The organism is Winogradskyella sp., from assembly GCF_016744625.1.
Classification (GTDB): domain Bacteria; phylum Bacteroidota; class Bacteroidia; order Flavobacteriales; family Flavobacteriaceae; genus Winogradskyella.
Genome location: NZ_JADGDZ010000138.1, coordinates 1 through 5,353, shown reverse-complemented (window position 1 = coordinate 5,353; position 5,353 = coordinate 1). Strand labels below are relative to the sequence as shown.

Here is a 5,353-nt window from a genome sequence, read left to right as displayed (position 1 = left end):
AAATATAAAAAGGGATATGGATTTATAACCGTTAAAGATTCTGACGAGGAAATTTTTGTTCACACCAAAAACCTTATAGACAAGATTAGAGAAAAAAATCAAGTCACTTTTAATATAGAAAAAAGCCCTAAAGGTCCAATTGCGACTAATGTACGCGTGATAAAATAATTATTCTACTAGATCAAATTATAAGACCATCTTAATTGATGGTTTTTTTGTTTTACTAATTTTTTTACACCTTACAACTAAGGGGAAATAGTACTAGTTATAGTATTCCGTCTTACCTTTACAAAAAATCATTTTTATGTCAAACCGTTTTTCCGATTTAGGAATTAATAAACAGTTACAACAAGGTTTAACAGATTTACAAATTTCTGTACCAACTGATATTCAAGAGAAAACAATTCCTGTAGTATTACATCAAAAAGAAGATGTGGTAGCTTTAGCAAAAACTGGAACAGGGAAAACAGCTGCTTTTGGATTGCCTTTATTACAATTAATAAAAACAGAAAACACAGAAATACAAGCTGTAATTTTAGCTCCTACACGAGAACTTGGTCAGCAGATTAGTGCAAACTTAGAGTCGTTTAAAAAGCATATACCATCAATTTCTATTACAACGGTTTGTGGAGGGATTCCGATTAAACCTCAAATGGAGCGTTTACAAAATACAACGCATATTGTGGTTGCTACACCTGGACGTTTGGCAGATTTAGTAAAGCGGAAAGCTGTAGACATCTCAAATATTTCATATTTTGTTTTAGATGAAGCTGATGAAATGGTAAGCGCATTAAAAGAAGGTTTAGAGGCTATTATTAAAGAAATTCCAAAATCAAGACGTACACTATTGTTTACGGCAACAATGCCAGGAACTATAAAGCAATTAGTGCAGAATTACATGTCTAAGCATGTAGTACATATTGAAGCAGATATGACTACTATTGGTCATCAAGGTATAGATCATCAATTTATCGTTGTAGAACCGATAGAAAAGTTAGATGTATTGTTACATTTTTTAAACTCTAAATTAGGTCAACGCGGTATTATTTTTTGTAAAACAAAAGCTGCCGTAAACAAATTAGCTAAAAAACTAGCCATTAATAAATTTTCGTCTGGAGCTATTCATGGAAGTTTAACACAAGGTATTCGAGATCGTATTATGGGTCAATTTAGAGAAGGTCATATAGATCTATTAGTAGCTACAGATTTGGCTGCTCGTGGACTAGATATTAAAGACGTTGCATTTGTTGTTAATTATCATTTACCAGATACATATGATGCTTATGTACATAGAAGTGGAAGAACCGCTAGAGCAGGAGCAAAAGGCTTAGCTTTAACCATTTTGCAACAAGAAGAAGTTATAGATATAGATGGTTTTGAAGACGAATTAGGCATTCATTTTATAGAGTTAAAAAAAGCAGATGCTCAAAGTACCGAAGAAAACAAGGCCTTATTATGGGCTAAGAAAATATTTAAGACCAAGCCCAATCGTACTATTTCTGAAACACTTAGAAAAGATGTGAGAACTATTTTTCATCATTTAACCAAAGAAGAATTGATAGAAAAAATATTGGCAAATCAGCTGTCACAAACAATATTAGAATCTCAAAAAGTAGACGATTCTAAAAAGAAAAAGAAGAAATAGATATGGCAAATAATATTAAAGCACAACAAGAGATTCTCGAAAAGTTAAATATCTATGCACTTAATCCAATGCAAGAACAAGCTTTGGAAGCGATCGAAAAAAATGAAAAGACTATACTTTTATCTCCAACTGGAACAGGGAAAACTTTAGCCTTTCTATTACCATTATTAGAACGCTTAGACCCAAAATGTGAAGAAGTACAGGCATTGATTATAGTACCATCGAGAGAATTAGCGATTCAGATTGAAACTGTAGTTAGAAATATGGGTTCTGGTTATAAAGCCAATGCCATTTATGGAGGTAGATCTATTGCCAAAGATAAAATAGAACTAAAACATACACCAGCTATATTAATTGGTACTCCAGGACGTTTAGCAGATCATTTTGAACAAGCTCGTTTTACTACAAAATTCATTAAAACGTTGATAATAGATGAGTTTGATATTTCTATTGAAGTTGGTGCAGGAGGTGAAATGAAATTTATAATGAGTTATTTAGCTAATGTAAACAAGCGTGTTTTAACCTCTGCAACCCAAGGAGCTTCGATTCCTGCATATTTAAAAATGGATGGAGCCAAAACTTTAAATTATTTAACTGAAAAGACGAGTTCTAAACTTACAATAAAAACAGTAGTGTCTCCATCGGCAAACAAACATAATACCTTGGTAGATTTATTACATCATTTGGGTAGCGAACCAGGTATTGTGTTTTGTAATAAAAAAGAGCGTCTTGAAGATTTAAGTCGCTTCTTAGATAAAAGGAAGATTGCACATACTTGTTTTCATGGTGGTATGGAACAGCGTGATCGCGAACGTGCTTTAATAAAGTTAAGAAATGGAAGTGTGTCTATACTTGTTGCAAGTGACTTAGCAGCACGTGGTATTGATATTCCTGAAATGAGTTATATAATTCATTACGAAATCCCTGAAGCCTACCAAGAATGGACACATAGAAATGGTAGAACAGCCAGAGTTAACTCTAAAGGCACAGCCTATCTTATTAAAGGTGACAAAGAAGTGTTTCCTGAGTTTATTGAAAAATCTAAAATCCAGATGCTTTCTAAAGCAGGAGAAATTAAGCCACCATTTTGGACAACACTTTTTATTTCTGGTGGTAGAAAAGATAAAATTTCTAAAGGAGATATTGCAGGTCTCTTTTTTAAACAAGGCAATATTAATAAAGATCAACTAGGTGTAATTGAATTAAAACAAGATTGTGCTTTTGTGGCTGTTCCTGTTAGTATTGCTAATGATTTGGTTGATAAATTGAATAATACACGTTTGAAGAAAAAGAAGGTTAGAGTAAGTATTATTTAGATAATATTAAAGCATTAATAAATGTGGGCTTAAAATTTTCTGAATATCTATACTGTTTTTTTGTGGTATGAGATAAGTACTTAAATCATCTATATGATTTATCTGCGATTCTTTATCTATGAATCCGTAACCTAAATATTCACCAGCTTTAATCATAACAAAGGCCTCTTCATTACTATGTCTGCCTTTTTCTCTCACAATAATATCCTCTTTTTGATTAGACATATCGTGTATGGCTTCTAAAACTTTATTATTGTAATCTTCGACAGATTCTTGTTTTCTACAGATACCTTTACAGTTTTTAATACTATAATGAGAACATTCAGAAACAGATTCTTGTAAATGACAATATTTTGGACATAAACTATGCTTAGTACAAAATTTTTCTAAATACGATCTTACATCTCTAACGTTAAAAAAAGTAGCAATAGGTTTTGGTGTTAAACGTGTTTTATTACTAGCTAAATGAAGAATTCCATTTCTATCCTCATAGGAGAATATAGAAAACGACTGAATGGTACGTTTAGCAACTTTGTTATAAATAGGGAAGTGGTGTTTAATAGCTGCATCTTCCATGAGTAAAGCAATTAATTCACTACCAGAAATTTCAAAATCTATATCACCCGTTTCTCTTATCATTTCTAGAGATTTCTTGGTCTTACTATAAAAGTGACTAAGTACTCTTTTTTTAATGTTTTTTGCTTTACTTACATATATTATTTTGCCCTTTTTATTTTTAAAATAATAGATTCCTGCAGTATCTGGAAGCGCTTCAAATGTTTCTTTAGGAAGGTTAGGAGGCAAGGTAGCTTGTCTAGAATTCTTGTTTAAAAATTCTTTAAAAATATCATTAGCATTTGGTTGTTTCAATAACAATTCAAATAAAATAACAGTAGCTTCAGCATCACCTCTTGCTCTATGTCTATCTACTAAATTAATATCTAAAGCTTTACAGAGTTTACCCAAGCTATATGATTTATGCCCAGGAATTAAACGACGCGATAAACGAACTGTACACAGTTTTTTTCTGTTAAAATCTATTCCAATGCGTTTAAATTCTCCTTGTATTACATTGTAATCAAAATTTACATTATGTGCTATGAAAATAGTCTCTTCTGTTATATCAAGTATATCTTGAGCTACGTCTTCAAAGCGTGGCGCATCAGCAACCAAATCATTATCTATACCAGTAAGTGCAGTAATATGTTGAGGAATAAAACTTCCAGGATTTATTAAAGATGTAAACTCATTAATAACAGTTACACCATCGTACTTAAACACAGAGATTTCGGTCATACGATTGCCTTGTCCAGTGGTTTCAACGTCGATAATAGTATACATCATTTTAAGTTCTTCTTATTTAGAATATAGAAGGTTCTTATGCAAGGTAATTACTTTTAATAAAAATCTAAAATTTAGTGATACAATGTTATTGTCATCATATATTTTAATAAAGTAGTAAGTAGAATACTTATTTTTTAGAAGTTTAAATTAATAACAATTTTTATATTTTTGTTTACTAGTCTATTAGCTTGATAAACCAAAAATCTATAGCAATTTTGCCTTTTGTTAATATTAGCAATAATATTGATAATGATTATTTTTGTGATGGTATTACAGAAGAAATTATTAATGCATTAACTAAAGTTAAGGGATTAAAAGTTACAGCTAGAACTTCTTCTTTTGCATTTAAAGGTAAAAACATTGATGTTCGTCATATAGGAAATCAATTAGGTGTTGCTACTGTTCTTGAAGGAAGTATTAAAATTTTTAACACTAAAATTCGCATTAATGTTCAATTAATAAGAACAAGTGATGGTTTTCATACATGGTCGCAAAAGTTTGATAGAGATTTAGAAGATATTTTTGAACTACAAGATGAGATAAGCCTTATTATCGCTGAACAAATACGAGAGAATTTTGGTCATTTAGATATTTCAGAGCATATCTCTATTGTAGGTACTAAAAACTTAAATGCCTATAAATTGTATTTAAAAGGTAGATCCTATCAACTCAATTGGAATTTAGATGATTATACTACTGCAATAAAATATTATAAGAAAAGCATAGAAGAAGATAGTACTTTTTACGATGCTTATTTCGCATTAAGTAGATCATATGGTATTTTATCTAGTTGGGGAATTATAGATAATATTGAAGGAGAAAAAGCAGCTAGGTATTATTTAAAACTAGGTATAGATAACAACTCTCAATCTTATTTAGGTTATTTTTCAGAAGCTTCAATTAGCTATTGGAATAATTGGGATTACGCTAAAGGCATTACGTATTTAAATAAAACTTTAAGTATTAACCCAAGTTATGCTATTGCTTATGAAAGTATTTCTGAAATTTATATGGCAACCAATCAGCTCCAGAAAGCACTAGCTAATAT

Annotated in this window: 4 protein-coding genes and 1 pseudogene; 4 read left to right on the top strand and 1 reads right to left on the bottom strand. The window is 30.7% G+C overall.

The window, feature by feature from the left end; translation table 11 throughout:
- From QZZ53_RS16670 to QZZ53_RS16660, 3 genes are all read left to right on the top strand, one after another.
- On the top strand, nt 1–168 hold a 168-nt coding region (locus QZZ53_RS16670), incomplete at its 5' end, for a cold shock domain-containing protein (protein WP_296386807.1).
- A 136-nt stretch (nt 169–304) separates the two neighbouring features.
- Entirely contained in the window at nt 305–1,645 is a 1,341-nt protein-coding gene (locus tag QZZ53_RS16665) for a DEAD/DEAH box helicase (RefSeq protein ID WP_296386805.1), read from the top strand.
- Nucleotides 1,646–1,647: 2 nt separating this feature from the next.
- A complete protein-coding gene (locus QZZ53_RS16660) occupies nt 1,648–2,961 on the top strand; it encodes a DEAD/DEAH box helicase (RefSeq protein WP_296386803.1) in 1,314 nt (437 codons plus the stop codon).
- A 6-nt stretch (nt 2,962–2,967) separates the two neighbouring features.
- Here QZZ53_RS16660 and QZZ53_RS16655 read toward each other — a convergent pair whose 3' ends face one another.
- On the bottom strand, nt 2,968–4,305 hold the full coding sequence (locus QZZ53_RS16655) for an exonuclease domain-containing protein (RefSeq protein ID WP_296386801.1): 1,338 nt from the start codon (nt 4,303–4,305) through the stop codon (nt 2,968–2,970).
- Between the two features lie 188 nt (nt 4,306–4,493).
- Here QZZ53_RS16655 and QZZ53_RS16650 point away from each other — a divergent pair.
- A pseudogene (locus tag QZZ53_RS16650) lies at nt 4,494–5,353 on the top strand (adenylate cyclase); the annotation flags it as partial.